Genomic DNA, 23,104 nt, shown 5'->3' on the forward strand with positions numbered 1-23,104 from the left:
TTTTTCGCCTGGCTTGCCGGTGGATTGCCGTCTGCTGGCTGCCAGGTTCTCGTTTGCTTCCCACCTGAGTTTTCCCGGCCCTGTCCTTTCAAGAGGATGGCCGGAGAGGCAAGCAGGACGCCACTTTCCCTAATATCATCGCCAGGATTCAAGCAGGGCGCGCCTCTCCAGGCATGTCCGCGTCCTGCCAGGGTTCCAGGGCAGTTCTGCCTGATTGGCAGTGCCGGGGAACACCATGTGGTGCGGGGGAGGGCCGCATGTCTGATGCGGCAAATCGTCTGACACCGACTTTCCTGCCAGCCGTTCTTCAGACCATTGCTTCAGCGCCATTGCGGCGCATCTGCTTCCTTGCTGCCGCCTGCCGTCGGTTGCCGGGCGTGGGGCATGGTGAGCAGAGGAGAGCGTTTTCGCATCAAGGCCTGCCAAAACCAGTCATCGCTGCGGGCCCCCCTTTGCCTGGCCCTCTGCTCAGCCCTGTTTCCAGGCCCATTTCCCAGGCTCATTTCCCAGGCCCATCGCCTGGCGCGGTCTTCCGCAGCCAGCTATTCCCCCTCCTGGGCCTCCAGCAGGGCCACGCACTGGGCCATCATCAGTAGCCCCGTATCCGAGTGATAGTTCGGGTCCAGGGCCTCCATCATTTCGTGGGTGGTGTGCAGCCCCGCCTCTCGGGAGAGGCTGGCGGCGATGCCCTGGGCCAGGTCCCCGCTCAGGCTGGAGAGGCGCTTGCGCTCCGCCAGGGGCAGGCTGCGCTTCGAGCGGCCCAGCCACTCCGCCGCCAGGGTTGCCCCCTGGGCGTCCGTCAGCCAGACCCCATGCTCGTAGAAGCCGTTGAGGCGCTCCGCCACCAGGGCGAAGACCAGCGCCGCCGCCAATCCCCGTTCGCCGTGGCTGGAGAGGTGTTGAGAAAGATCCAGGTTCATCTGCGTATTTTCCCTGTCTTTGCCGTGTCGCGGGGCGATATTCCGCTGCGCTGTTTTCCTGGGTCGGGACGACGAATATCGAACTACTGTACAAAACAACAGTAGTTCGATATTCTGCTCCTCAAGGCCAAGCCATCGCCGCCAAAAAGCGGAAGGGTTTGGCGAGACAGCAACGTTTATGAGGAGTCAGCTGCCATGAATCGCCTTCAGAAATGGTTCGATCACATCGCCGGTGTCACCCAGGAAGAACGGGAGCGGCGCGCCTTCGCCCGCCAGATTTTCGGCAGCAAGCCGGTGGATGTGCTGGCCCTGCAAACCCCCGCCTGCTGGCGCCGCAAGGCCCGCCGGGCCGCCATTCAGTCCTGAGGGTTGGGCTTCGGTTTGAAGTAGAGACAGATCTGCCCTGAGGCCGATTGCACCTCCTGGCCGGGCAGCCGCTGGCTCTTGAAATCCAGGGCCCGGCAACCGTAGGGAAAGCTCGGGTCGTGGGTGATGTAGTAGAAGCGGCAGCGATTGCAGGGCGGCCGGCCAGAAGAAGCGTCGGTCATGGTGAAAAGCTGGCTATCCAAAGGTTCCCGGTTGCAGCCTGGCAGCTTCCATCTGCATGGTGAGCAGGAAGAACCGGCGCCGCACAGGCATTGCCAGATGGCAGGCCGGGGCAGTATCAAGGCGGGCCACGGTGGCGCCGGGATGCCGCGGTTGAGGTTCCAGCGTCGGGAAAAGCGACGTTTGAGGAAAAGGCGGAACGTCCGAGTCGTTGTGCCCACGCAACTGGGCAGGACTCCCGGGCCAATGCGTCCGCCGGTCGTTACAGACTGCCGCTGCCATGGGAGAGCAGACCCGGTTAGTCTTTCTTGCCCCCTTGCAGCAAGGCCTTGAGATCGGCAAAGGGGTTGTGGCTGGCCGCGGCGATGCCGCCTGGGCCGGTGGACTTGTTGCCCTGGGCAAATTCCAGCTGCTTCTGGTGCTCGTTGTCGTGGCAATAGAGGCACAACAGCTCCCAGTTGCTGCCGTCGGCCGGGTTGTTGTCGTGGTTGTGGTCCCGATGGTGCACCGTCAGTTCCCGCAGGTTGCGGGAGGTGAATTCCCGGCCACAGCGGCCGCAGATCCACGGGTAAATCTTCAGGGCCTTTTCCCGGTAGCCACTTTCCCGGGCTTCCTTGTCCCGACGGGCGGCCTGCATGACCGGGTCGTTGTGATGATCGAATGTGCTCATGGAAAAGTCTCCGGCGCGAAAGGTTGGGGCGGTTCTAGGTGATGCCGGATTGTAGCGGCTCTACCGCGCCGTGGCGCGTGGTGAGCCGTGTTCCCGTGGCCATCCGCCATTGCTGGTTCGCCGGTTACCGCTCGTACTCGGTTAGCTTCCTTTGTGACCGTCCAGGCCCAGATCATGGCGTTGCTGCAGGAACTCCAGGCTCGCTACGGCATGGCCTTGATCCTCATCTCCCACAACCTGGCGGTGGTTTCCCAGGTGGCGGACCGGGTGGCGGTGATGTACGCCGGAGAGGTGGTGGAGGCTGCCCCGACGGCGGCGCTTTTCCGTGCTCCGGCCCATCCCTATACCCAGGCGCTGCTGGCGGCCATTCCCGAAAACAATGAGCTGGGCGTTCCCCTCTACAGCCTGCCGGGCCTGGTGCCCGGCGCCGCGGTGCGACGGGCCGAAGCCTGTCTCCTCGCCGACCGTTGCCCCGGGGCCAGGGCGGCTTGCCGCCAGACCCGCCCCAACCTGCACAGCCCGGAGGCGGGGAGGGCAGTGCGCTGCGTTGCGCCCCTGATCCTCAGTCGGGAGGGGCGGCCATGAGACCTGTACTCGTCGCGCGGGAGCTGGTTCGCCGCTATCCCGTGGGGCGGCGCTGGTTTGGCCGCCAGCAATGGCTGCCGGCCCTCAACGGTGTCAGCCTGAGCCTGGATGCCGGCCGTACCCTGGCCGTGGTGGGGGAATCCGGCAGCGGCAAATCCACCCTGGCGCGGCTCCTGGCCCTGGTGGACGATGCCGATGGCGGCAGCCTGGAAATTGCCGGCACGCCGGTCAATGACGCTACCCGGCGACAGTTGCGGCCCCGGGTGCAGATGGTCTTCCAGAATCCCTACGGTTCACTCAATCCCCGCCAATCCATTGGCGCCGTGCTGGAAGAGCCCCTCATCATCCACACCGACCTGGGCCGTGCCCAGCGCCGTCATCGGGTGGCCGACATGCTGGAGCAGGTGGGCCTGCGGCCCGAGTTCGCCGCCCGCTATCCCCACATGTTCTCCGGCGGCCAGCGGCAGCGGGTCGCCATCGCCCGGGCCATGATCCTGCAACCCCAGGTGGTCATCGCCGACGAGCCCACCAGCGCCCTCGACGTTTCCATCCAGGCCCAGATCCTCAATCTGTTCACCGAACTGCAAAAGCGCCACGGCACCAGCTTCGTCTTCATCTCCCACGATCTCTCCGTCGTCCGCCACATCGCCGACGAGGTCATGGTCATGTACCGCGGCAGCGTGGTTGAACAAGCGCCTGCTGCCACGCTGTTTGATAGCCCTCAGCATTCCTACACGCAGGCGCTATTGGCGGCTACACCGACCTTGGTTGGGCAGCGGAGGAGGGGAGAAGGCGATAATTTGAGGCAGCTGCTTACTGGCTAAGGTTGCGGATGACTTCCCAAATAAAAAAAGGCCGCTTCTGATTCCAGAGCGGCTTTTTTATTTTGTGTGGGTGAACTGTCTACGAAAGCCGGAGCAATTCGCAGAGGCCTCAGTCTGGGGTCTGAAAATCAGCAGCCATTTGCGCCTTAATCATCTCTCGGACGATGTCTTCCACTTCCAGTTTGTGATGCCAACCCAGTATTTTATGGGCTCTACTGGGGTCTCCCCTGCTTTCCAGAATATCCGCTGGTCGAAACTGTGATGGGTTACTTCTTACATGCTCTCGCCAGTCTAGATTTAATTCAGAGAAGACGCACTCAATAAAGTAAGACAAGGATACGGTGCGACCGGTAGCAACCACATAGTCGCTCGCCTGGTCCTGTTTCATCATGGCCCACATTGCCTCTACGTAATCGGGAGCCCATCCCCAGTCACGGTGGATGTCAATGTTTCCCAAGGCCAGTACTTCATCTGAACCTCGAGCGATTCGACAAGCAGAGGACACTATCTTGCGAGTGACAAACCTTTCTGGGCGCATGGGAGATTCATGGTTGAAAAGAATCCCAGTGCTTGCATGTAATTTATAGGCCTCTCTATAGTTTGCAACTTGCCAAAATGAACTTGCTTTAGCCACGGCATACGGACTGCGCGGTTTGAAAGCTGTATTTTCATTGGCCGAGTTTTTAAAGGTGTCGCCATAGCATTCGCAAGAGCCGGCATTGTAAAAGCGAATATTTTTGTTTAAGAAGCGTATTGATTCCAGTAAATTAAGGGTTCCAATTGTGATGCTTTCCATCGTTTCAATCGGCTGTTCGAAAGACAAGCCAACTGAGCTTTGACCCGCCAAGTTATAAACTTCGTCGGGCTTCACTTCTGAAAGTACGGTGAGAACACTCCGGAAATCACTTATTGCCATGGAGCGCAAATTGACTTTGTTTTCAATTTGCAGGCTGCGTAGCCCAATTTTGGACATTAAGTGAATGTCGCGTGAAGTTCCATACAATTCATAGCCCTTGTCCAGCAAGAGTTTTGCGAGATAACCACCGTCTTGCCCGCCAATTCCACAAATTAATGCCCGCATTGTTTTTCTCTCTTTTATGTTTTCTTTTGTTAAATTTATTATTTAAAGTGGGGAAGTAAAAGATTGGCTTGAATGGCTGTATTTATAAAAATGTTTACTTCAATTTTGCCATGGCTTTGCTGAATAAGTGCCAAGCCCTGCATACAACTTACCAAGTGGATTTGCCCGGTAGGTCCCATCTGATATGTTGGCGAGCGTCTTCATGTCAAGAATCCATATGGTATATCAGGGCGAAGGCAATTTCATTCTTTGGCTGATTCGTGCAACAAAGCCTTTTGCCATGGGAGTTGGACATGGTAAATTTTGTGCCTAATCCCAATAAATGGACTGATATACCGTGTCGCTTTTTGAAGCTGATCTTCAGCTTGCTGTAGTCAAACACCTTAAATGGATGCCGGATCGCATCACCATTGAAGCTGAGAGCTTGGTAATGGAAGGTTGGGTGGTCGGTTTGTGGGATACGCAGGATGAATGTCGCTTTCTGATCAATGGCATTGATTTTGATGACGTGGCGTGGCCGTTGCCTTCTCCTGACTTGCTCGATTGCTTTCCTGATATTCCTCAGGCGGCTGCCTCGCGATTTCGTTGCACCCATCATTTCCTCGATAAGCGTGAGCTGTTTCCCGGTGGTGTGGCTCGTTTCAATATCACTGATCGCTTTGGTGAGCATGCCTGGTCGTATCGCACGGCATGGTTTCTGGCTGATCGCACGGATGAGCCGCCAGTTCCGCCTGTAGCCCAGATTGCGAAGGTGATCGGCTCTGGTGACGAAAATGCGTTTCTTTGGGGTGGGGCCACGATTGTGTCGCGTTTTGCCTGCCTGCTTGCCGAGCGCTTCGGTCGCCCCATCGCCTCATTCAACTCCATCCTGGATTGGGGATGCGGCGTCGGGCGTCTGACCCGCCATCTGTTGCCTTTTGGTCCCCGGGTTACCGGAATGGACATGGATCTGGAGGCGATCCAGTCTTGCACCGCCGCGCTGCCGAACGCAGATTTCATGCAAGTGGGGCTGTTGCCGCCTGTGCCGGTGGATGACTCGAGTTTTGATCTGGTGCTCGGGCTGTCCGTCATGCCGCATTTGACTGAAGCGGCACAGGATGCCTGGTTGGCGGAGCTTCAGCGGATTACTGTTCCTGGCGGGTTGTTATTGCTTTCAGTTCAGGGCTTGACGCAGATGGCCCTGTATCGCATGCCGAAAGAGCGCAAGCTGGCAGCTCAGCGTGAAGGGGTCCATGACGCTTGTGGTGTTGTCCCTGCAGCGGGGGCAAGCGATGCGGAAATGTATCCACGAGACATTCTGCATTCCCCCAGTTACATCCTCTCCCATTGGGGAAAGTATTTCGAGGTACTGGACATCATCGAGGCGATTGCCGGGAATCAGGATGTGGTGGTGATGCGTCGCCGCGCTGACTGAGTTTCCCCTGCCTTACCAGCGGGTGTCGTAGTCGAGGTAGCGGGTCATGTATTCGTCGAATGTCCAGGACTGCTCATACCAGCGGAAGCGCTTGTCTGGCTGACAGAATTTCAGGCCAAGCCCGTCGGCCACCACCGGGTCGATAGGCTCTTCCATGGTGTCCATGTCCGACATCTGTGCGAGTGCAGCAAGCAGTTGTTGTCGGGTGGTTTCGGGTTCGCCACCCAGATGGGGCTGGATCACATCATGGATGCGCTCCGCCAGCACGCCGATGGCTTCTTTCCGGATATGTCCCCATGACAGGAAGAGGTGGCGCTTACGGAAATTGGCCCAGACATAATCGGCAATCTTGATGTCGCAATGGGCGTCACGGGTTTTCAGCTCGTTTTTTGCTTTTTTCAGAACCTTCCTGAAATTCGGCATGTGCTTCCTGGACAGACGCTTGTAGGCGTCCAGTGCCTCTTCGCCCTTGAGTCCCCGGGCTGCAATCTTCATCGCCACTTTGTTGGCATACGGATAGCGTCCCCAGACATAACCCGGCTCCGGTTTGTTGCGGGGATCTCCCGTGCTCGCAAAGGGCCACATGCAGGTCATCAGAAAGCTGGGGAAGATGAGCTTCGGGCAAGACTTCGGACGATGCTCGCGCAGGTAACGCCGTAGCGGGATGCCGTAGCGTTTGGTTTCAGGCAGTTCTTCCTGGTTCGACAGGTCGGGCTGGCTGTCATATTGTTCGAGGTACAGGCAGCAACGCTGTAGTTGCTCAAGCGATGGCTTGTCTGCCTCCTCTCCTGGTGGTGCGTGATTGAGTACGCACAGATATCCCTTATCGCCATGTGCTGCAGCCAGTAAGGTGGCCAGAAATGGGGTCTGGCAGTTGCCATACAGGATGACCAGTTCTGCATCTGGTGCGGGATTGCCGAAAAATAACATTATTGCAGTAACCTCTTTGGGAATGGCAGCAGAGCAGGGGAATTGTCATGCATCTCAGCGCATTGAATCATGGGCGGCTATTTTTTGATACGTACCTTGGGTCGTCGTCAGCACGAACGATTCTGGATATTGGCTCGCAGGATATTAACGGTAGTCTGCGCCACTGCGCACCTGCCGCTTCCCGCTACATCGGTGTTGATTTTGTACCGGGGAGTGGTGTGGATGTGGTTCTGGATGACCCCTACCGTTTGCCATTTGCAGATGCCAGCATTGATGTGGTTGTAAGCAGCTCCTGTTTTGAACATATCGAGTTCTTCTGGTTGATGTTCAATGAAGTCCTACGGGTGTTGGCACCGGATGGCTTGTTGTATCTGAATGCACCGGCCAACGGTGATTTTCACCGTTATCCCGTCGATTGCTGGCGATTCTATCCCGACTCGGGGGTGGCCCTGACTCGCTGGGGACAGCGCAGCGGTTTCCCCTGCGTCCTGCTTGAATCCTTTTCAGCCTATCAGGATCAGGACATCTGGAATGATCAGGTGGCGGTCTTCCTCAAGGACGAAGCTCATGTATCGAGATTCCCCACCAGAATGCTTGATAGGCTCGAAAAGTACATGAACGGCAGGGTGTATGGCAGCGACGCTTTGCTTGCCTGGCAGACGGTCAGTGAGGACAGAATGAGGTACATTACCGGGGCCAAAATTTAGTCATTCTTGGGCTTGTTCTTGGGCTGTTTAGCGGTAATGAAGCCGCTTCTGACGGATGCGTCCAACACCGATATTTCAGCTCGTTGGGCATTCGCTTCACGGGTGAGCGCGAGTTTTCTTCGATCCACGATTTTGCCTACCTAAGGGTATCTAATGAGTCTTCCATCCTCCTATGCCACAACCTCCGACGGTACGTTGGGGCCGATCGATAGTGGCTTGGCTGATCAGCTGGATATTACCTGGGGCGATCCGGATACCTGGACAGCACAGGGGCTGCACTGGACTCATCTCAGCAAGGTCAGGGAAAGAATCAACTACATGGTCAGCGGCGATCCGATGGTTTCGCCCCTGGCCTGGTTTTTCCGTACCGTATCCGCCGGGCAGTCATTGCCATTGGGGCGTGTGCTGGTGCTCGGATGCGGCAGTGGCTCCCTCGAGCGCGAGCTTGCTCAGGCCGGATGGGGCCGCGAGATTGTGGCGATTGACCTCTCTGCCAAGGTACTGGAAGTCGCTCGCAAAGCGGCGCAAGCGGAAGGGCTGGATGCCATTCACTACCTTCAGGCGGACATGAATTGCCTGCCCGTGGGGAGAGCACCTTTTCTGCCGGGGAGTTTTGACGCCGTATTGGGGGTTGCCAGTGTGCATCACTGTGCCAACCTTGAGCAGTTGTATCGGGATATCGCTGTTCTGCTGGCACCTGATGGCTGGTTTTTCATGAACGAGTATGTGGGCCCGGACCAGTTTCAATGGCCGGATGAGCAGATGCGCCACCTCAACCAGATTTCCGATTTGTTGCCCGACCATTTGATGACAGTGCTCGATGGGGGCCGGAAGCGGAATTTCCGCAGCCCAACCGTTGCCGAAGTGGTGGCTATCGACCCCAGCGAGGCCATCTGTTCCTCCAGGCTATTGCCACTAATTCCGGCATATTTTTCTTCCCCGTTGGTGAAGCCTTATGGCGGGGGCATTCTGCACATGTTGCTGGCCGGGGTCGCCCAGAATTTCCTATGCGAGGAAGCAGAACCGTATTTGCGCAGCGTGATGGCGGCCGAGGACGAGCTCTATCAGACAGGGCAGTTGAACCACGACTTTGCTTGTGTCATTGCGCGTTCGCCAGCCAGGCTGCCAGCCACGTCGGATCGTTTTGTCCCAAGCTGAACAAGGCGTGTGGGTTGGCAACTGCGTGGGCGCTGGGCAAGTGGGCATAAGCTGAGTGGATCAAGGCGCGACGCGTTTCAAGCAGGCGCGAGGATCGATTCAGGCCGGTAACCAGTGTCAGCCCGGTAGGTGCTGTCGGTAGGGTGGTCAGACGAAGATCTGGGCGTAATGCGCGCAGGCAAGGCACAACTTTCCAGGCATCACCGCTGTAAAAGCCGGTGTGGCGGGCCCCTCCTGACGTGGATTCGGTCAGCGGCAGGGTGTCGTGCAGGAGTATCACTGCACCGGGATTGGCATAACGTTCCAGTGCAATGAAATCATCGAGAACGCTTTCAAAGCGGTGATCGCCATCGATGAATGCGAGGTCAAAACCCTTTGTTGCCAAGCCGCTGGCTGCTGGCACATCGGCAAAAAAAGCGGCACTGGTTTGTTCGAAGAGCTGGCCGGAAGCCACACAGGATTGCAACGGGTCGCCTATCGGTGCGGGATCAATCGCAATAACCTCGGTACCCGGTTGGGCCAGGGCCAGCGATTTTCCAGCCTCAACCCCGATTTCCACATAGACCTTGGGGGCAAGCTGCTTGTGCAGCCAGGCCAGCCAATGGCGGTAATCAGGCCCGGGCCAGCGCAGCTTGGCCAAGGCCAGATGGGCTGCTGGCAGGTTGCTATCGCGGCTGAGCATACGGCGCAGCCCGGCTTCTGCATGGGGGATGTTGCCGTTTGCCATCGAACGCCGGGCCTGGCGCATGGCGGTGGTGTTCAGTGGTTGAGACATCAGTGATTATCCTGGGGAGCGTGCAGCAGGAGCGCACGGATTTGTCTGGCAAAGTCGTCGGGGTGATAGTCCGCTTCACAACGAGCCCAGGCGGCAGCCTGCTGGCGACGCCAGAGGTCTTCGTCGCTTAGTAGCCGGACAATCGCATTAGCAAAAGCTTCTGCATCATGGGCCCCCTGAATTTCCACACCATTGAGCCAGCCGAGTTGCCGTTGCAGAATGGCCGATGCGACGATTGGGATGCCGTGCGCAGCCGCTTCGATGACTTTGATAGGAACCCCCCCGGCAAAGCGCGCCGGGGCAATGAATATTCTGGCGCGATCATAATGGGGGCGCAGATCCGGTTGTGCGCCGAGAATGCGAAAGGTGTCGCTGGGTAATGCAGCGATTTTGACCGATCGGCACTCGCCAACGATTTCAATGTTTGGCAGCTCCGGTAGCTTTGTTCGCAGTCGGGGGAGGACGTGCTCGGCAAACCAAAGCAAACCGTCCTCATTTGGGGTGTCCGGGTGCAGTGCCCCAACGAAAACCAGCCCGGCACGCCGCTTGGGGCCAGCAACGGTGCGACGTACAGGTATCGCATGACTGAGGATGGAAACAGGATGACCCCGTTCCCGGAAAGGTTGTGCGTCGCGTTCCGACACCACGACAACTGTTTCAACGTGCTCGGCGAGCACCAGTTCGTCGGACAGACGCTGCCGGGCATCCCGTGGCGATAGGGGGTTCCCTTTGACGGCAAGCTCCCCAATTTCGCGCAAGGCAAACAAGGCTTCCGAATCATAGATGAGGCGCATGCCAGCAAATAGGTCCGGACGGCGTTTCAGGAGCGGAGTCAGGGCCTTCAGATTCGGGGGGCGGCTGATCCAGAGAACGTCGTAAAGACCTTGGCGCGATTCGAGGAATTTTTCCAATTGACCAATGCCGTAGCCCATCATGACTTCGATGTTGTCCGGGATGGAGCCATAGACCTGTCCCCAGTCATCATCGAACCACCAAAGCGGAAATAGCGTTACCGGCCAATCCTGCAAGGCCTTCAGCATCAGTCGCGCACGGGGCAAGCCGCCGCCACGCGCCATGTGGGGTACTTCATTGTCGATGATCAGTACCCTCGGTTTACGGGGGGTGTCGGCCGGGTTGCGCCAGCGGTCATCATCGAGTGAGACTCGCCGAGGGGAGGGCTGGCGGCTCAGCCAGTCGCGGTGTTTGTCGACAAAGCGCTGGCGGTTTGTCTGCATGCGCTGCTGGGCTTCGTTGTTGCCGGCACTGCCCCATTCAAGGTGTTCCACCAGAATGTCGGGGGCATAGACTACCCGGAACCCGGCTTGCCAGACGCGCAGGCAGAAATCCGTATCTTCGTAATAGGCAGGGACGTAGTCCAGATCGAAGCCGTCCAGCATGCGCCAGAGTGGCATGGGGATGGCGAGGTAAACTCCGGAGCAATAGTCGGCGTTGCGTTGTGTCAGTGCAGCCGGGGAAAACGGATCGCTGCCTCGGCCAATACCGGCAGTGGAGCCATCCTGAAAGATGGTGTTGCCCGCTTCCTGAAGGCCGCCGGACATCAAGACGACACGCCCTCCCAGCGCACCAATGGTCGGATCGGCATCGAGTCGCCGGCAGGTGGCGACGAGCGCCCCCTGTTGAATAATCGCATCATTGTTGAGCAGCAGCAGGTGACGTCCACGTGCCAGTGCCGCCCCCTGGTTAGCGGCCAGTACAAAGCCACGATTTTCCTGATTGCGGACGATATGGGCACCACGTACCCGTGCCAGGAGTTCGCCGGTCTGATCGCTGGAGCCATTGTCAATGATGATCGTCTCGAAAGACACATCACGTTGATCGGCCAATGCTTGCAGGGTACGGCGGGTGAGTCCCGCCTGGTTGTAGAGAATGACCACCACGGACAAGTCCGGGGTTACGCTGGCGGCTGGCGCGGGCAGGTTGATACAGGCAGCCGGTTTGTCCAGCCAGTCGCTTAGGCCGCGCTGGGCATGGGCGCGAACCATTTGTTTGAGGTCGTTTCCTGCCACATCCGTGACCAGGCGATCCGTATATTCGGCACAGTATTTTTCTATTTGCCGGGCAATTCGTCTGCCGTCCAGCAAGGGGGAGTTCTGCATGAGCTGCCGCATTCCTTCGCGGATGCGCTGCAATGCAGGCAAGTCTTGGGCAAGCGCTATGGCAGTGCTGATGAAGTCGGCTTCGTTATCAACCGACCACGTTTCTGCGCCCAGGCTGTGCAAAATGGAGGCGCCCTGTCGCGCACCTAGCCAGCTGCCGCGTTGGCTTACCACCGGGACTCCCATCCACAAGGCATCCAGCAGACTGAGTCCGCCGTTGCCAGGAAAACTGTCCAGTACAACATCAATTTTCTGGAACCAGGCGAGCCATTCCTCATAGTTGCAAGGGGTATGGAACTTCACCCGCTCGGGGCCAATGCCGTATTGCGCCAGGGATTCGAGAATTTCGGCGCGTTGGGGCCAGTCCTGGCTGACTGTGCCGATGAAGCACAAGCAAGAGCCGGGCGTTGCCGTCACAATGGCCGCCCAGGCCCGCAGGCTATCCTGGTTGATGCGTAGGCCGCGTGCCGTAACACCAAAGTTGATCCAGCCCAGCGCAATGGCTGGCGGGGGCTGGAGGGGCGGGGCGTGCAAGGGGGGCGTCCAGCACCATTGGCCACCATCCAGCGACCAGATGGCTTCTTCGTAATGCACGTCAGCACCGTCGGGTACGGCTACCGTGTCAGTCAGTAGTGCGTCAAACAGACCGCCTGCCGTACTCAGGCAGCCCAGCCAGCCAACCTGAAGCGGTGCCAGTCTTCTGGCGTAACACTCTAGCAGTGCAAACTGCCCTTCAAATGGGTGCAGCCCCCCGGTATCGATTACTGCGTCTATGCGATTGGCGGTGATTGTCTGGGCAAGGGTTTCTAGATCCAACGGCAGGCAATGGACTGATGTCGGCAGACCAGAAAGGGCTTGCGCACTGAACAAGAACACCTCTACACGCAAGGGGTCGTGATTACTCAGCACTCCTGTCAGGAGGCGTTCATGTTGCTGGCTGGCGACATAGGCGATGCGCAGCCTATTTCCTTGCGGCCGAGGGAGACGGTTGCCCCAGTCAGGGGACAAGCCGCTGCGCAGTTTCAACATCCGGTAGGCATTACGTGCATCCCAGGCCTGCTTTTCGAGGCATGCAGCGCTATCGAGAGCGTCTGCGTACAAGCGGGCAAATGCCAACCAAGGCTCATCCGGAAAGCTATCCTTGGAGATTGTGGCCAAACGCCTGAGATAGGTATGCCCATTGCGGGTGACCGCCTTGTTGAGTGCCTGCTGGCAGGTCAGCCGCCACAACGTGTGTGGCAACATTGCCGCCAAGGAGTGGGCGGGATTGAAACCCAGGCCACACAGTCGCACCAGCAACTCCGCCAAATCGGCGTGTTGTGCATGATCGGCAAGCAACGTGCGACAGATATTCAGGGCTTTTTCGTGCCAGCCCGGTTGTTTTAGGGCCTGCCCACCTTCAATCAGCAAGCGGGCCTGAGTGAGTCGGGTTTTTGTCGATAGCGGCCCGATCTTTTCCAGGGCATCCACGGCTGAGAGTCCGGCGAAGAAATGGCCGGTACACAGGTGAAGCTCTGCCAGTCCCTGTAGGGGAACTGGGTTTTCCGGTGCCTGGTTGCGTGCTCTTAGAAAGGCCAGTTCGGCATGGCCAAAGCGGTGCTGGGCAATGAAAATCCAGCCCAGCAGGCGCAAGCTGTCGATCCGGTTTGGCTCGATTTGCAAGGCAACATCCACGGCCTCTTCAGCTTCGCGCCACCGTTGCTGGCGATAGCGTGCTTGTGAGAGTGCGCGCCAGCATTCGGCGTTGGTTGGTGCCTGGGTAACGGCATTTTCGGCACAACGGCTAGCCAGAGCAGGATCTCCGGCAATTGCATGAATGAAGGCTGCCTGAATCTGGGTGTGGAGATCCTCAGGGCGCCTGGTCAGTAACTGATTGGCCATATTGACCGCTTGGGTGCGGTCATCTTCCGCCAAGGCAATCCAGCCCAGCAGGCGCATGGATTCAATATTCCCGGGGTCGCAGCGCAGTGATCGCAGGATGGCCCTGCGCGCCAGGGCCGGGAATTGACGTTGCTGGTGTGCGACGGCAAGCAAGCGCCAGCGCTCGCTATGCTGGCGAGTTGTGCGCAACAGGTCGAGTAGCAACCGGCGGGCTTCGTCAGCCCGTCCCATGTCGAGCAGGACTTGCGCCATCAGCGTCAGAGCCGGTTGGGCTGACGGTTGATGATGGAGCACTTGTTGCAGTAACCACTCGGCATCCTGAGGGCGTCCGGCGCGGGCCTGAATCTGGGCGCGGCGGAACAGCGCGTCGCTCTGGCTGAGATCGCGGCGTTGTACCTGATCAAAACATGGATCAGCAGCCAGCCAGTCGCCCGAGTCCTGCAGGAATGCGCCGAGCAGGTGCCAGTTAGCCACTTGCTCCGGGTCTTGTTCCGTTAACTTTCGGGCCATCGCGATTGCCGCCAGCCGATCACCACGCAGCCATTGGAAATGAGCCAGTGCTGTCTGCAACCTGGCATCGTCAGGGAATTGGCTCAGCCCCTTGTTGAGGGTGATCCCTGCCTCAACCATTCTGGTCAGTTGTACCTGGCATTCTGCCAATTGCAGGTGTAGCTGGCGTTGCTCCACCACTTCGGCCGGGTATTGGGCGATGGCGTTTTCGTATAAATCTGCAGCGTCGCGGTACTGTTGTGTTTGGTGCAGCAACCAGGCTGTTTGCAGAAGGCGAGGTGCGCTACGTTCGGCACCCAGTGCTTGTAGTGCCCAATAAAGGGCTTCATCAAGTTCGCCCTGATCATGCAGTTGCCAGGCCAAGGTGAAGGCCGCTTCGTGCAGCGATGGATCGACCGTGCAGGCCCAGCGCAGCAGTTCGACCGCCATGTCGCCATGCCCTAATTGCTGTGCAGCCAGTCCCGCATACCACTGCAATGTGGCGGATTGTGGCCAATGCTGAGCCGCTGGCAGCAGCAGGTCGTAGGCGGACTGATATTGACCGCCAGCAATCAGGAAATAGCCCAGCGCAGCAGCACTCTGATGCGTTGGGGAGAAACTATGCGCTTCCTGCGCCAGGCGTAGCCCGTTATTCAGGTCTCCATTTGCGTTGCTGTGCCAGGCTTGTTCGAGCAGGACTTCTGGTGAAATTGCTTCATGCATGGTCGGCGGTGAGGTCAACGAGACTAGGGGCGCTCACAGACGACCGTGAAGAGTGTGACTTCCCGATTTTCTGCAGGTTGTTGTTGGGTATGAATGCTGACACGGGGTTTGGTAAAACCAAGAATGCCAAGTGCAGAGATGAAGAACTGCGGGGTGAAGTGCCACCACGTATGCACCTGGCGCATCCCCTGGTGTGGCAGCAGCATGCAGACGGGACCATCGCCCAACGTGGGATTCCATATCTCGGTGATGACCATCGCATGTTCGGTTCGCTTGGCCACGCTTTCGAGCAGATCAAAGGGGCGTCGGCAGTGGAGTAGTACCGAGGCCAGCAGGCCGATGTCGAACTGGCCCGCTGCTGCCGGAATATTGCAGGGGTCTGTTTCCATCAGGCGGACACGCGAGTTTTTTTCATGGTGGACGTACCAGAATGAGTTTCTGACCCGCTTGATTTCTTCCGTAAACTCGCGTCTCCAGGTGGCGAAATCGTAGTTCTCAAAAGGCACCGTATCCCAAAGATAGGCGAGGGGCGGTTCCACGCAGGTGACGTTTGCCCCCCGGCTTTCCATGTAATAAGAAAGAAAGCCGCTGGCCGGGCCCACTTCAAGGACTGAACGGTTGGTCAGGTCAACGCCGCCCAGGTACTGGGCTGCATTTTTGCGCAGATCCCATTGGCCAATGATTTCGCCATCGGCCGTATCAAAGGAGTGGTAAAAGCTGCAATCTTGAAGTTGAGGCTTGGGATATTGGGCGAACAAGGAATCCGGATTCTTCGTTTGGGGCATGGGAAAGTCTATTAAGGGGGCTGTCGTAGTCAGCCGACAAGAAAGGGGCACGCCTATTGCCGTGCTTGCGCGGCACAAATATGCAGCGCTAATTCGGTCAGCAATTGCCCGACAATGAGCGGAGTGGCTGCAACGTGGCTGACGCCGAGTTGGCGAGCTTGGTGACTGCGTTGCGCTGCGGTGGTGTAGATCTCTCGCAATGCCTGCGCCCAGTCGGCGATTGGCGCGTGGGGGTCAAGGGTCATGCCACCGTTGCCAACTAATGCCGGTAGTGCGCCCCGGTTGCTGGCCAGTACGGGAAGGCCGTTGAGCTGGGCTTCAATGACGGTTCGACCAAACGACTCCTCCCAGATGGAGGGCATGAGAAGCACCTTGGCCTGGGAATAGGCTTCCCGCATGTCCGATGTGGGTGGGCACCAGTGGATATTGCCCAATGATCGGGCCCGGGCGCGGCAGTATTCTCGCCAAGTGGGGGCCAGGTTCCAGCTTTCATAAACCAGAAAGGGGAGTTCCGGGCAGGCCGCCGCCAGGGCGAACATGATCTCCACACCCTTGATCGGGGTCGGATTGACAAATAGCACCTGTTCCCCGGTGCCGTCCGCCAGATATTGCGCAGGATCGACAATCGGCGGGATGACACAGCAATCAATATTGCTCAGGGAATGCCAGCGCTGGGCAGTAAAGTCCGAGTTGGCAAAGTAGCGTAGCGCGGGGTCGGCAACCAGCGTACCCGCAAGTTGGTGGGTCTCAACGTTATGCAGATAGACCGCCGTGGGCCGACCGGTAGACAGGCTGCGAATGACCATCGGCAGCAGGCTGGTTCCGGTTTGAACCACAATTACGTCGGCGCGCCAGTTGCTCGCAATCTCCGGCAGGAGCTCTTCAGGGTCGGCTGCGCGAGTGACCGGGTAACCCAGGTCGTAGTCCGTTCTCAAGGGGGGAGCAGTGGCTCCTGCATCAAGGGACTGTCCGCACAGTACACTTGCTTCGCCACCCATGGTCTTGATCGTCAGGCAGAGATCATGGGTGGTTGTCTGCAAGCCACCGTGAATTTCAGGCAGGTGCGGGTAGTTGGATACAAAAAGGATGCGCATGAACCCGCAGGACCTGATATCCGTAATCTGGTGGCGACTCCTGTGGAGTCAGGAGGCGATTTTGTTGGACCCAGTGGCCAGCAAGTTATTCAGTGTCAAATTCGGGTTGGCTTGCTGAGTATTGTCTGTGTTCACGGTTATACGATCTGGGGCCAATCGTTGATTCGGCAGATTCTGGCCGCTTTGTCGATCACTGGTACTCAATAGGGGAGTGACAGGGGTGGGGGACGTCGGGGCTGGAGTACCTGTCGGGGTCCGGGTTTGCTCCAATTGGCTTAACTGGGAGGTTAGTTGCTGTGGCGACATCCGTGTAGGGGCGCTTGGGCCATTTTGATTGCTATTAACCGAGAATCCCGGACGGGTGACCGATTGTGTCCCTGAGGGATTTGATACCCGCATCTGCTGTCCGAACAAGAACGTGGCCTGTGTCTCATTGCCTCGCACAGAAACCAACGAGATGCCCCCCAGAACTTCAACCGTGGAGAACGGGGTGGTAATGACGGCAGCTTCGTTTTTGCTGATGAATCCGCCGACGATACGCAAGGAGCCCCGAATCAAATTCAGGCGAACCTTTCCCTTTTGGGTTTCGGCGTCATAGGTGAATTCATCAATCGTCAATTCCGAATCCGGCCCGAGGGTCAGCGCAGACTGATCCAGAAAAAGTGCGTGCAACGAGTCGTTGTTACCAGTCTGCAGGCGCTGGCCGGGAATCACGTTAACGCCAACATGTGCCGTATTGCCCGTATCGCCACTGGCGCTGCTCTGGGCTGAGGTGGTGACAATACCAACGGGCAAAATTGCCGCGTGTGCGGCCCCGGTGGGCAGTGCCGCACTGCTGGTGAGTGCAGCAGCTAACCACAGGTCACGATAGAAGGGGGGGCTCATGGCAGACTCCTTGTGCAAGCATCAACTGTAAACGCAGGTCGTAAGACTCGATTCCATCAGAATCGGTAAACCAGGGCGCCCAGCGATGAGGTGTTTTTGCTTTGGTAATTTGGAATGTTCGAGTGGGTACGGGCTTGTTCCAATTGCATCAGCAATGACCAATCGCTGGAAATGGGAATTGATAAACTAGCCCCCACGCGCCAGTCATCGTCCTTGCGGGTAATACCCGAATGAATGCTCGGATCCGGCCCACCGTATTTTCGTGATGCAACACCCGTCCATAGGGCGCTGTGCCAATAGCTGCCAACGGTACCGGAAATCGGGCTGGCAAAGCTGGTCGAGTAGGTGACTCTCAGCTCTTGCCCATCGTAGTCATAGTAATCGCGCCCGGTTTGATGTTTCCGCAAACCCAAGGTGGCGCTGATAAAGTGACCAGCAGCCAGTTCATGGGCCAACTGGAAGCGCAGATGGTTGTCAGGGCCAGCGAGCTGAGCTGCATTTGGAATGTCGATGCGCTCACTGTATTTGTAGTCTCGATATTCGTAGATGGCGCTGGTCAGCGTTTTTTCGCTTATCCGATATTCGGATTCCAGGCCCAGGCCCTGGTTGCTGAGGTAGCGATGCCCTTGGGCAGCAAGCTCGGTGAGGATCAGATAGGGGCGAATGTACCAACCCGGAAGCGAGGCTGCCGAGGGCTTGAAGCGTACCCCTGTGGTGAATTCGGCCCAGGCGAGATTGTAGGGCTGCTCCTGATTGGCCCGCAGTTGGCGGCCACTGGAGGACTGAAAATTGACGATCTGCCCCGTAAAGGAGCTGACCAGGGTTGCTTCGTTTTGCCAGCCGAGGTCGTAGCGATGATCCAGGCGGGCGGTCAGCTGTAAGTCGTTATCTGCTTTGGGCTTGAATCCCGGAAGCAACGGAACGAGGGCGCCCGCGGAATAGACCTGGTCCGCCTCACTGCGTGCGCTCGGATTGGTCTGCCGACGCAGGCCAACCATGATGCTGCCGCTCAGTTGCGATGGCTGGTTACGTGCGCTGACATCGCGCAGCAATCTTTCTGCCACGGCGCGTTGTTCGTCAGAGAGGCGGGTATCAGACAATGCCTGCTGGAGCAGGCTTTCAGACATCTGGTAAGAGCCGAGCCGATAGTAAAGCACCGCGAGTTCCAAACGAATCGAGGGGTGTGGGTCGGGACTCAGAAGTTGTCTTTCCAGTGCAGCAATGCCCCCTTCGTAATTACCAGCTGATATCAGCAGACGGGCATATCTTTGGCCGGCATCCTGATCGCTCGGATCCTTGAGAACCTGCCGAAAGGCTTCGTTTACTTGGCTGTCAATAGCGTGAATGACTGGCGCCTCTTGGGCAATAGCTAGCGTGCTTGCACATACCAAGGCACTAGCTACGAACCATTGCCGTAGCTCGGAACTCGGTTGATCCGGCGATTTTGCCAATTTTTCGACTCCTTGATGGATTGGTGCGACAGCGCTTGATGACGGGAATAATGCGAATTATTCCATAAATATAATGCTAACAGGTTTTATGCAAGAATTCTTAGCGAGTCTGGTTAAAGTCGATAGCCAGTATTCACGCGTGGAGTTCTGGCTGAAAATGGATCGGGAAACAGGGCCGGCACCAAGCCGTGTGATGACTTGGCCCTCCCTGCGTTTGAGGAAATTCATGGGAACGTCGCATCAAAAGTGGAAATAACAAGCCACAGCAGCAATTTCAACGCAGATGGCAAGGCTAATGCGCCATTTTTCGGGTGCGCAAGACATGTTCCGTCGTTTTTCCCCAGTTCATAAGTAATAAATGGCTGCGGCATTGCATCAGTAGCCCATTTCCTCACCAACATGCGAAAGCCCTGCGTTCTTGGGCGTGTCGATGTGATTGTTCGAGAGGTTTGGGCCGCTGCCTGCAACTGAACGGGGGGGGATGTCATTGGGCGGCATCTGGCTAGGCCACCTGCTGGGCTACAGGGCATCCGCGCGTATTGCAGTAGATCCCCTCAATGCCATTTGTCGCGCAACCCAAGGAAAGGCCCCCGAGTTCAGACGAAATCGGGGGCCTTTTTGTCGCTGGCGTCCCCACCCGGAATCGAACCAGGAACTGCTCCTTAGGAGGGAGCCGTTATATCCATTTAACTATGGAGACTCGTGCTGCCGGTGCCCGGTACTGCCCGCTGTCACAGGGGCGCCGGGGCTGGCGCAGAAGGGCGACAAGTCTATCAGCTAGGCTGCGGGAGTGAAAGGCGAAAGCAGGAGGGCAGGCGCTGGGAATGGTACGCCTGCCCCGGGTTGGCTTACTGGTAGCGTAAGGCTTCGATGGGGTCGAGGCGGGCGGCTTTACGTGCCGGGTAGAAGCCGAAGAAGATGCCCACGGCGGCGGCAACGCTGAAGGCGATGATGACCGCCGTGCCGGAGATGATGACCGCCGTACCGGTGAGCAGATTAACCAGGACGGCGCCGCCGACGCCCAGCACCAGGCCGATCAGGCAGCCGGCAATGGAGATGACGATGGCCTCGAGCAGGAACTGGGTGAGGATGTCCTTCTCCCGGGCGCCGATGGCCATGCGGATGCCAATTTCCCGGGTCCGCTCGGTGACCGAGACGAGCATGATGTTCATGATGCCGATGCCACCCACCAGCAGGGAAACGGAGGCGATGGCGCCGAGCAGCAGGGACATCACCCGGGTGGTTTCCGCCGCCGAGTCCGCCACCGCGGTGAGGTTGCGCACGTTGAAGTCGTCCTCCTGGCCGGCGCGGATGCGGTGGCGTTGGCGCAGCAGGGCGTTCATGCTGGCTTCGACGCTGGGCATGACTTCGGGCATGGTGGCCTTGACCATGATGGAGCGTACGGAGCCCTGGAAGGGCGTGCCGAAGAGCTTGCGCTGGGCGGTGGTGAGGGGAACGATGAGCAGGTCGTCCTGGTCCCGGCCGTCCAGGCTCTGGCCCTTGGGCGCCAGTACGCCGAGGATGAGGAAGGGCGCCTGGCCGATGCGCAGGGTCTTGCCGGTGGGGTTCTCGTCGCCGAAGAGGTTCTGGGCGGCAGTCTTGCCGATCAGGGCGACCCGGGTGGACGCCCGGATGTCCGAATCGGTGAAGGGGGCGCCATCCACCAGGGCCCAGGAACGCACGTCGAGAAAGGCCGGGGTGGTGCCGATGACGTAGGAGTTCCAGTTGTTGGAGCCATAGACCAGCTGGGCCGAGCCCTGGTGCACCGGGGCCGCACCCACCACGCCATCGAGTTCGGCAACGGCTTCCGCATCCGCCACCGTGAGGGTGGGGGCGTTGCCGCTGCCACTGCGTACGCCGCCGGCATTGGTGAAACCGGAGAGGACGATGAACAGGTTGCTGCCCATGGAGTTGATGGATTGAGCCACGGCGTACTGGGCGCCTTGGCCGATGGCCAACATCAGCACCACGGCACCGACACCGATGACCATGCCGAGCATGGTGAGGAAGGTGCGCAGCCGGTTGGCGCCCATGGCGCGCCAGGCTTCGCCGAGCATGGGGATCAGCATGGCAGGGCCTCTCCGAGAGGGGCTGCGGGGTGGGTGGGGGCGTCGTGCACGATCTGGCCGTCGAGAAAGCGCACCTGGCGCTTGGCATGGTGGGCGATGTCCGGCTCGTGGGTGACCAGGACGATGGTGATGCCTTCCCGGTTCAACTCTTCGAACAGGGCCATGATTTCCTCGCTGGTATGGCTGTCCAGATTGCCCGTGGGTTCGTCGGCGAGGATCAGCCGGGGCCGGTTCACCAGGGCCCGGGCGATGGCCACCCGCTGCTGCTGGCCGCCGGAAATGCGGTTGGGCAGGGATTTGCCGTACTTGCCCAGGCCCACCTTGGCGAGCATCTCCCGGGCCCGGGCCAGACGCTCTTCTTTCTCCACGCCGTAGTAGACCAGGGGCAGGGCCACGTTGTCTTCCAGGTTCATGCGGGGCAGCAGATTGAAACCCTGGAAGACGAAGCCGATGGTGCGGTTGCGCAACAGAGCAGTCTGGTCCTTGTCCAGCTCGGCGACGCTCTTGCCGTCGAGCACGTAGCGACCGGCAGTGGGCCGATCCAGGCAGCCGAGGATGTTCATGAAGGTGGATTTGCCGGAACCGGAGGGGCCCATGATGGCCACGAATTCCCCCGGAGTAATGGTCAGGCTGACGCCCTTGAGTACCGGGAAGGGCCCCATGGGCGTGTCGTAGGCCTTGTCCAGGTTCTCCACCTGGATGACCGCCATATTGCTGCCCCCGGGGTGGGCGGAGAGGACGGAATGGGGCGTCAGGCCCATCAGAACATCCTCATGCGCAGGTTGCCGGAACCGGCGGAGCCATTGGCATCGGGCAGGTTTTCGCCCAGCACCACCTGATCGCCCACCTTGAGCTCGCTGGAGGTGATTTCGGTGTTGCGGTTGTCGGTAATGCCCAGGGTGACGCTGATGGGGACCACTTCGCCGCCCCGCAGCACGTACACCGTGCCGCTGGCACTGTCCTTCTTGCGCTGGCGGTCGCCGGACTTGGCGTTGTTGCCGGGGCCGGGGGGCGGGCCCATGCCCATCATGCCGGGGCCGCCCAGGGGTGAGGCACTGCTGGCCTTCTTCGGCTCCGCCGGCTTGTAGCGCAGGGCAGCGTTGGGCACGGTGAGTACGTCATCATGCTTGGCCACGGCGATATTCACGTAGGCAGTCATGCCGGGCAGAAGAATCTGTTCCGGGTTTTCCACCGCCACCACCACGTTATAGGTGACCACGTTCTGCTGGGTGGTGGGGTTGAGGCGCATCTGCTTCACCTCGCCCTTGAAACTGCGGTTGGGGAAGGCGTCCACGTTGAATTTCACCGGTTGCCCCACCTTGATGTTGCCGATGTCGGCTTCGGCGAAGCTGGTGTAAATCTGCATGGCTGTCAGATCCTGGGCGATCTTGAACAGGGTGGGAGTCTGGAAGCTGGCGGCCACGGTCTGGCCCACGTCGATCTGCCGGTCCACCACCACGCCGGAAACCGGGGAGCGGATTACCGAATAACCCAGGTTGGCCCGGTCTTTCTGGTTGGCGGCCTGGCTCTGCTGGAACTGGGCCTGGGCGGCGCGGCGGGCCTGCACCGCCTGGTCCAGCTCCTGGCGGCTGACGTATTCCTGGGCGAAGAGGGCCTTCATACGCTCCTCGCTGGCAATGGCCAGGTCCAGGGACGCTTTGGCGCTGGCGATATTGGCGTCGCTCTGGTGCACCTGGGCGGCGTAGAGGGAATCGTCCAGCTCGGCGAGAATCTGGCCCTGCTTCACCTGATCGTTGAAATCCACGTAGAGCTTGCGCACGGTGCCGGAAACCTGGGTACCCACGTTGACCAGGGTCACCGGGTTGAGGGTGCCGTTGGCGGAAACGCTCTGGGTGATGCTGCCCTTTTCCAGGGCCTGCAGCTTGTAGCGCTGCTCCACGGTAGGAGCGGTGGCCTTCTGGTAGGCCACGTAGCCGCCGCCGGCCAGGAGGGGAATGGCCAGGGCGAGGACGATGGTTTTCTTGTTCGGGCGTTTCATG

At 58.9% G+C, this 23,104-nt stretch carries 20 protein-coding genes and 1 tRNA gene; 6 read left to right on the plus strand and 15 right to left on the minus strand.

What is annotated here, in order from left to right; all coding sequences use genetic code 11:
* Positions 1 to 542 precede the first annotated feature (542 nt).
* Positions 543 to 920 carry a hypothetical protein gene (locus tag AZSI13_RS04435; protein WP_109039957.1) on the minus strand — a complete coding sequence of 126 codons (378 nt, stop codon included), beginning with the start codon at positions 918 to 920 and terminating at the stop codon, positions 543 to 545.
* Positions 921 to 1,115: 195 nt separating this feature from the next.
* Here AZSI13_RS04435 and AZSI13_RS17440 point away from each other — a divergent pair, with 195 nt between their 5' ends.
* Complete coding sequence (locus AZSI13_RS17440) at positions 1,116 to 1,286, plus strand: hypothetical protein (RefSeq protein ID WP_165833301.1); 171 nt, start codon at positions 1,116 to 1,118, stop codon at positions 1,284 to 1,286.
* Here the strand turns inward: AZSI13_RS17440 and AZSI13_RS04440 are convergent.
* Together AZSI13_RS04440 and AZSI13_RS04445 are read right to left on the minus strand one after the other, a co-directional pair.
* A complete protein-coding gene (locus tag AZSI13_RS04440; protein ID WP_109040035.1) occupies positions 1,277 to 1,468 on the minus strand; it encodes a hypothetical protein in 192 nt (63 codons plus the stop codon). The genes AZSI13_RS17440 and AZSI13_RS04440 overlap by 10 nt on opposite strands.
* A 296-nt stretch (positions 1,469 to 1,764) precedes the next feature.
* On the minus strand, positions 1,765 to 2,136 hold the full coding sequence (locus AZSI13_RS04445; protein WP_109039958.1) for a YajD family HNH nuclease: 372 nt from the start codon (positions 2,134 to 2,136) through the stop codon (positions 1,765 to 1,767).
* 174 nt (positions 2,137 to 2,310) lie between these two features.
* Between AZSI13_RS04445 and AZSI13_RS04450 the strand changes: the two genes are divergently transcribed.
* Together AZSI13_RS04450 and AZSI13_RS04455 are read left to right on the plus strand one after the other, a co-directional pair.
* Positions 2,311 to 2,721 carry an oligopeptide/dipeptide ABC transporter ATP-binding protein gene (locus AZSI13_RS04450; RefSeq protein WP_109040036.1) on the plus strand — a complete coding sequence of 137 codons (411 nt, stop codon included), beginning with the start codon at positions 2,311 to 2,313 and terminating at the stop codon, positions 2,719 to 2,721.
* On the plus strand, positions 2,718 to 3,545 hold the full coding sequence (locus tag AZSI13_RS04455; protein ID WP_109039959.1) for an ATP-binding cassette domain-containing protein: 828 nt from the start codon (positions 2,718 to 2,720) through the stop codon (positions 3,543 to 3,545). The genes AZSI13_RS04450 and AZSI13_RS04455 overlap by 4 nt, the downstream gene beginning before the upstream one ends.
* 109 nt (positions 3,546 to 3,654) lie before the next feature.
* On the opposite strand, the gene AZSI13_RS04460 is transcribed toward AZSI13_RS04455, so the two are convergent.
* On the minus strand, positions 3,655 to 4,626 hold the full coding sequence (locus tag AZSI13_RS04460) for a GDP-mannose 4,6-dehydratase (protein ID WP_109039960.1): 972 nt from the start codon (positions 4,624 to 4,626) through the stop codon (positions 3,655 to 3,657).
* Between the two features lie 337 nt (positions 4,627 to 4,963).
* Here AZSI13_RS04460 and AZSI13_RS04465 point away from each other — a divergent pair, with 337 nt between their 5' ends.
* On the plus strand, positions 4,964 to 6,040 hold the full coding sequence (locus tag AZSI13_RS04465; protein WP_109039961.1) for a bifunctional 2-polyprenyl-6-hydroxyphenol methylase/3-demethylubiquinol 3-O-methyltransferase UbiG: 1,077 nt from the start codon (positions 4,964 to 4,966) through the stop codon (positions 6,038 to 6,040).
* 12 nt (positions 6,041 to 6,052) lie between these two features.
* On the opposite strand, the gene AZSI13_RS04470 is transcribed toward AZSI13_RS04465, so the two are convergent.
* Positions 6,053 to 6,970: a WcbI family polysaccharide biosynthesis putative acetyltransferase gene (locus tag AZSI13_RS04470; RefSeq protein ID WP_109039962.1), complete on the minus strand. Its 918-nt coding sequence runs from the start codon at positions 6,968 to 6,970 to the stop codon at positions 6,053 to 6,055.
* 47 nt (positions 6,971 to 7,017) lie between these two features.
* Between AZSI13_RS04470 and AZSI13_RS04475 the strand changes: the two genes are divergently transcribed.
* Together AZSI13_RS04475 and AZSI13_RS04480 are read left to right on the plus strand one after the other, a co-directional pair.
* Positions 7,018 to 7,677, plus strand: a complete 660-nt coding sequence (locus tag AZSI13_RS04475) for a class I SAM-dependent methyltransferase (RefSeq protein ID WP_109039963.1) — start codon at positions 7,018 to 7,020, stop codon at positions 7,675 to 7,677.
* A 216-nt stretch (positions 7,678 to 7,893) separates the two neighbouring features.
* Positions 7,894 to 8,835, plus strand: coding sequence for a class I SAM-dependent methyltransferase (locus AZSI13_RS04480; protein WP_201262298.1), 942 nt, complete (start codon positions 7,894 to 7,896; stop codon positions 8,833 to 8,835).
* Here the strand turns inward: AZSI13_RS04480 and AZSI13_RS04485 are convergent.
* The 10 genes from AZSI13_RS04485 to AZSI13_RS04525 form a co-directional block, all read right to left on the minus strand.
* Positions 8,777 to 9,610, minus strand: coding sequence for a class I SAM-dependent methyltransferase (locus tag AZSI13_RS04485; protein WP_109039965.1), 834 nt, complete (start codon positions 9,608 to 9,610; stop codon positions 8,777 to 8,779). The genes AZSI13_RS04480 and AZSI13_RS04485 overlap by 59 nt on opposite strands.
* Positions 9,610 to 14,820, minus strand: a complete 5,211-nt coding sequence (locus AZSI13_RS04490; RefSeq protein ID WP_109039966.1) for a glycosyltransferase — start codon at positions 14,818 to 14,820, stop codon at positions 9,610 to 9,612. The genes AZSI13_RS04485 and AZSI13_RS04490 overlap by 1 nt, the downstream gene beginning before the upstream one ends.
* Positions 14,821 to 14,843: 23 nt before the next feature.
* Positions 14,844 to 15,605 (minus strand): bifunctional 2-polyprenyl-6-hydroxyphenol methylase/3-demethylubiquinol 3-O-methyltransferase UbiG, encoded by a 762-nt coding sequence (locus tag AZSI13_RS17685; RefSeq protein WP_201262299.1) that lies wholly within the window; start codon positions 15,603 to 15,605, stop codon positions 14,844 to 14,846.
* 53 nt (positions 15,606 to 15,658) lie between these two features.
* Positions 15,659 to 16,699, minus strand: coding sequence for a glycosyltransferase (locus tag AZSI13_RS17690; protein ID WP_201262300.1), 1,041 nt, complete (start codon positions 16,697 to 16,699; stop codon positions 15,659 to 15,661).
* 48 nt (positions 16,700 to 16,747) lie between these two features.
* Positions 16,748 to 17,584, minus strand: a complete 837-nt coding sequence (locus tag AZSI13_RS04500) for a FecR domain-containing protein (protein WP_109039967.1) — start codon at positions 17,582 to 17,584, stop codon at positions 16,748 to 16,750.
* A 56-nt stretch (positions 17,585 to 17,640) separates the two neighbouring features.
* Positions 17,641 to 19,035: a surface lipoprotein assembly modifier gene (locus tag AZSI13_RS04505; protein ID WP_201262301.1), complete on the minus strand. Its 1,395-nt coding sequence runs from the start codon at positions 19,033 to 19,035 to the stop codon at positions 17,641 to 17,643.
* 625 nt (positions 19,036 to 19,660) lie between these two features.
* Positions 19,661 to 19,735, minus strand: a tRNA-Arg gene (locus AZSI13_RS04510).
* 148 nt (positions 19,736 to 19,883) lie between these two features.
* Complete coding sequence (locus AZSI13_RS04515) at positions 19,884 to 21,104, minus strand: ABC transporter permease (protein WP_109039968.1); 1,221 nt, start codon at positions 21,102 to 21,104, stop codon at positions 19,884 to 19,886.
* The gene (locus tag AZSI13_RS04520) at positions 21,098 to 21,865 is read right to left on the minus strand and encodes an ABC transporter ATP-binding protein (protein WP_235609654.1); all 768 of its coding nucleotides are present in this window, start codon (positions 21,863 to 21,865) and stop codon (positions 21,098 to 21,100) included. The genes AZSI13_RS04515 and AZSI13_RS04520 overlap by 7 nt, the downstream gene beginning before the upstream one ends.
* On the minus strand, positions 21,865 to 23,103 hold the full coding sequence (locus AZSI13_RS04525) for an efflux RND transporter periplasmic adaptor subunit (protein WP_109039969.1): 1,239 nt from the start codon (positions 23,101 to 23,103) through the stop codon (positions 21,865 to 21,867). Before AZSI13_RS04525 ends, AZSI13_RS04520 begins: the two co-directional genes overlap by 1 nt.
* Between the last annotated feature and the right edge of the window lies 1 nt (position 23,104).

This window comes from Azospira sp. I13 (assembly GCF_003112695.1).
Taxonomy (GTDB): domain Bacteria; phylum Pseudomonadota; class Gammaproteobacteria; order Burkholderiales; family Rhodocyclaceae; genus Azospira.

Excerpts from the sequence above, each read along its gene's own strand:
- AZSI13_RS04435 (WP_109039957.1), bottom strand. The coding sequence starts at position 920 with ATGAACCTGGATCTTTCTCAACACCTCTCCAGCCACGGCGAACGGGGA.
- AZSI13_RS04455 (WP_109039959.1), top strand. The coding sequence starts at position 2,718 with ATGAGACCTGTACTCGTCGCGCGGGAGCTGGTTCGCCGCTATCCCGTG.
- AZSI13_RS04520 (WP_235609654.1), bottom strand. The coding sequence starts at position 21,865 with ATGGGCCTGACGCCCCATTCCGTCCTCTCCGCCCACCCCGGGGGCAGC.
- AZSI13_RS04485 (WP_109039965.1), bottom strand. The coding sequence starts at position 9,610 with ATGTCTCAACCACTGAACACCACCGCCATGCGCCAGGCCCGGCGTTCG.
- AZSI13_RS04475 (WP_109039963.1), top strand. The coding sequence starts at position 7,018 with ATGCATCTCAGCGCATTGAATCATGGGCGGCTATTTTTTGATACGTAC.
- AZSI13_RS04440 (WP_109040035.1), bottom strand. The coding sequence starts at position 1,468 with ATGACCGACGCTTCTTCTGGCCGGCCGCCCTGCAATCGCTGCCGCTTC.
- AZSI13_RS04500 (WP_109039967.1), bottom strand. The coding sequence starts at position 17,584 with ATGAGCCCCCCCTTCTATCGTGACCTGTGGTTAGCTGCTGCACTCACC.
- AZSI13_RS17690 (WP_201262300.1), bottom strand. The coding sequence starts at position 16,699 with ATGCGCATCCTTTTTGTATCCAACTACCCGCACCTGCCTGAAATTCAC.
- AZSI13_RS04450 (WP_109040036.1), top strand. The coding sequence starts at position 2,311 with ATGGCGTTGCTGCAGGAACTCCAGGCTCGCTACGGCATGGCCTTGATC.
- AZSI13_RS04515 (WP_109039968.1), bottom strand. The coding sequence starts at position 21,104 with ATGCTGATCCCCATGCTCGGCGAAGCCTGGCGCGCCATGGGCGCCAAC.
- AZSI13_RS04525 (WP_109039969.1), bottom strand. The coding sequence starts at position 23,103 with ATGAAACGCCCGAACAAGAAAACCATCGTCCTCGCCCTGGCCATTCCC.
- AZSI13_RS04490 (WP_109039966.1), bottom strand. The coding sequence starts at position 14,820 with ATGCATGAAGCAATTTCACCAGAAGTCCTGCTCGAACAAGCCTGGCAC.
- AZSI13_RS04445 (WP_109039958.1), bottom strand. The coding sequence starts at position 2,136 with ATGAGCACATTCGATCATCACAACGACCCGGTCATGCAGGCCGCCCGT.
- AZSI13_RS04470 (WP_109039962.1), bottom strand. The coding sequence starts at position 6,970 with ATGTTATTTTTCGGCAATCCCGCACCAGATGCAGAACTGGTCATCCTG.
- AZSI13_RS17685 (WP_201262299.1), bottom strand. The coding sequence starts at position 15,605 with ATGCCCCAAACGAAGAATCCGGATTCCTTGTTCGCCCAATATCCCAAG.
- AZSI13_RS04460 (WP_109039960.1), bottom strand. The coding sequence starts at position 4,626 with ATGCGGGCATTAATTTGTGGAATTGGCGGGCAAGACGGTGGTTATCTC.
- AZSI13_RS17440 (WP_165833301.1), top strand. The coding sequence starts at position 1,116 with ATGAATCGCCTTCAGAAATGGTTCGATCACATCGCCGGTGTCACCCAG.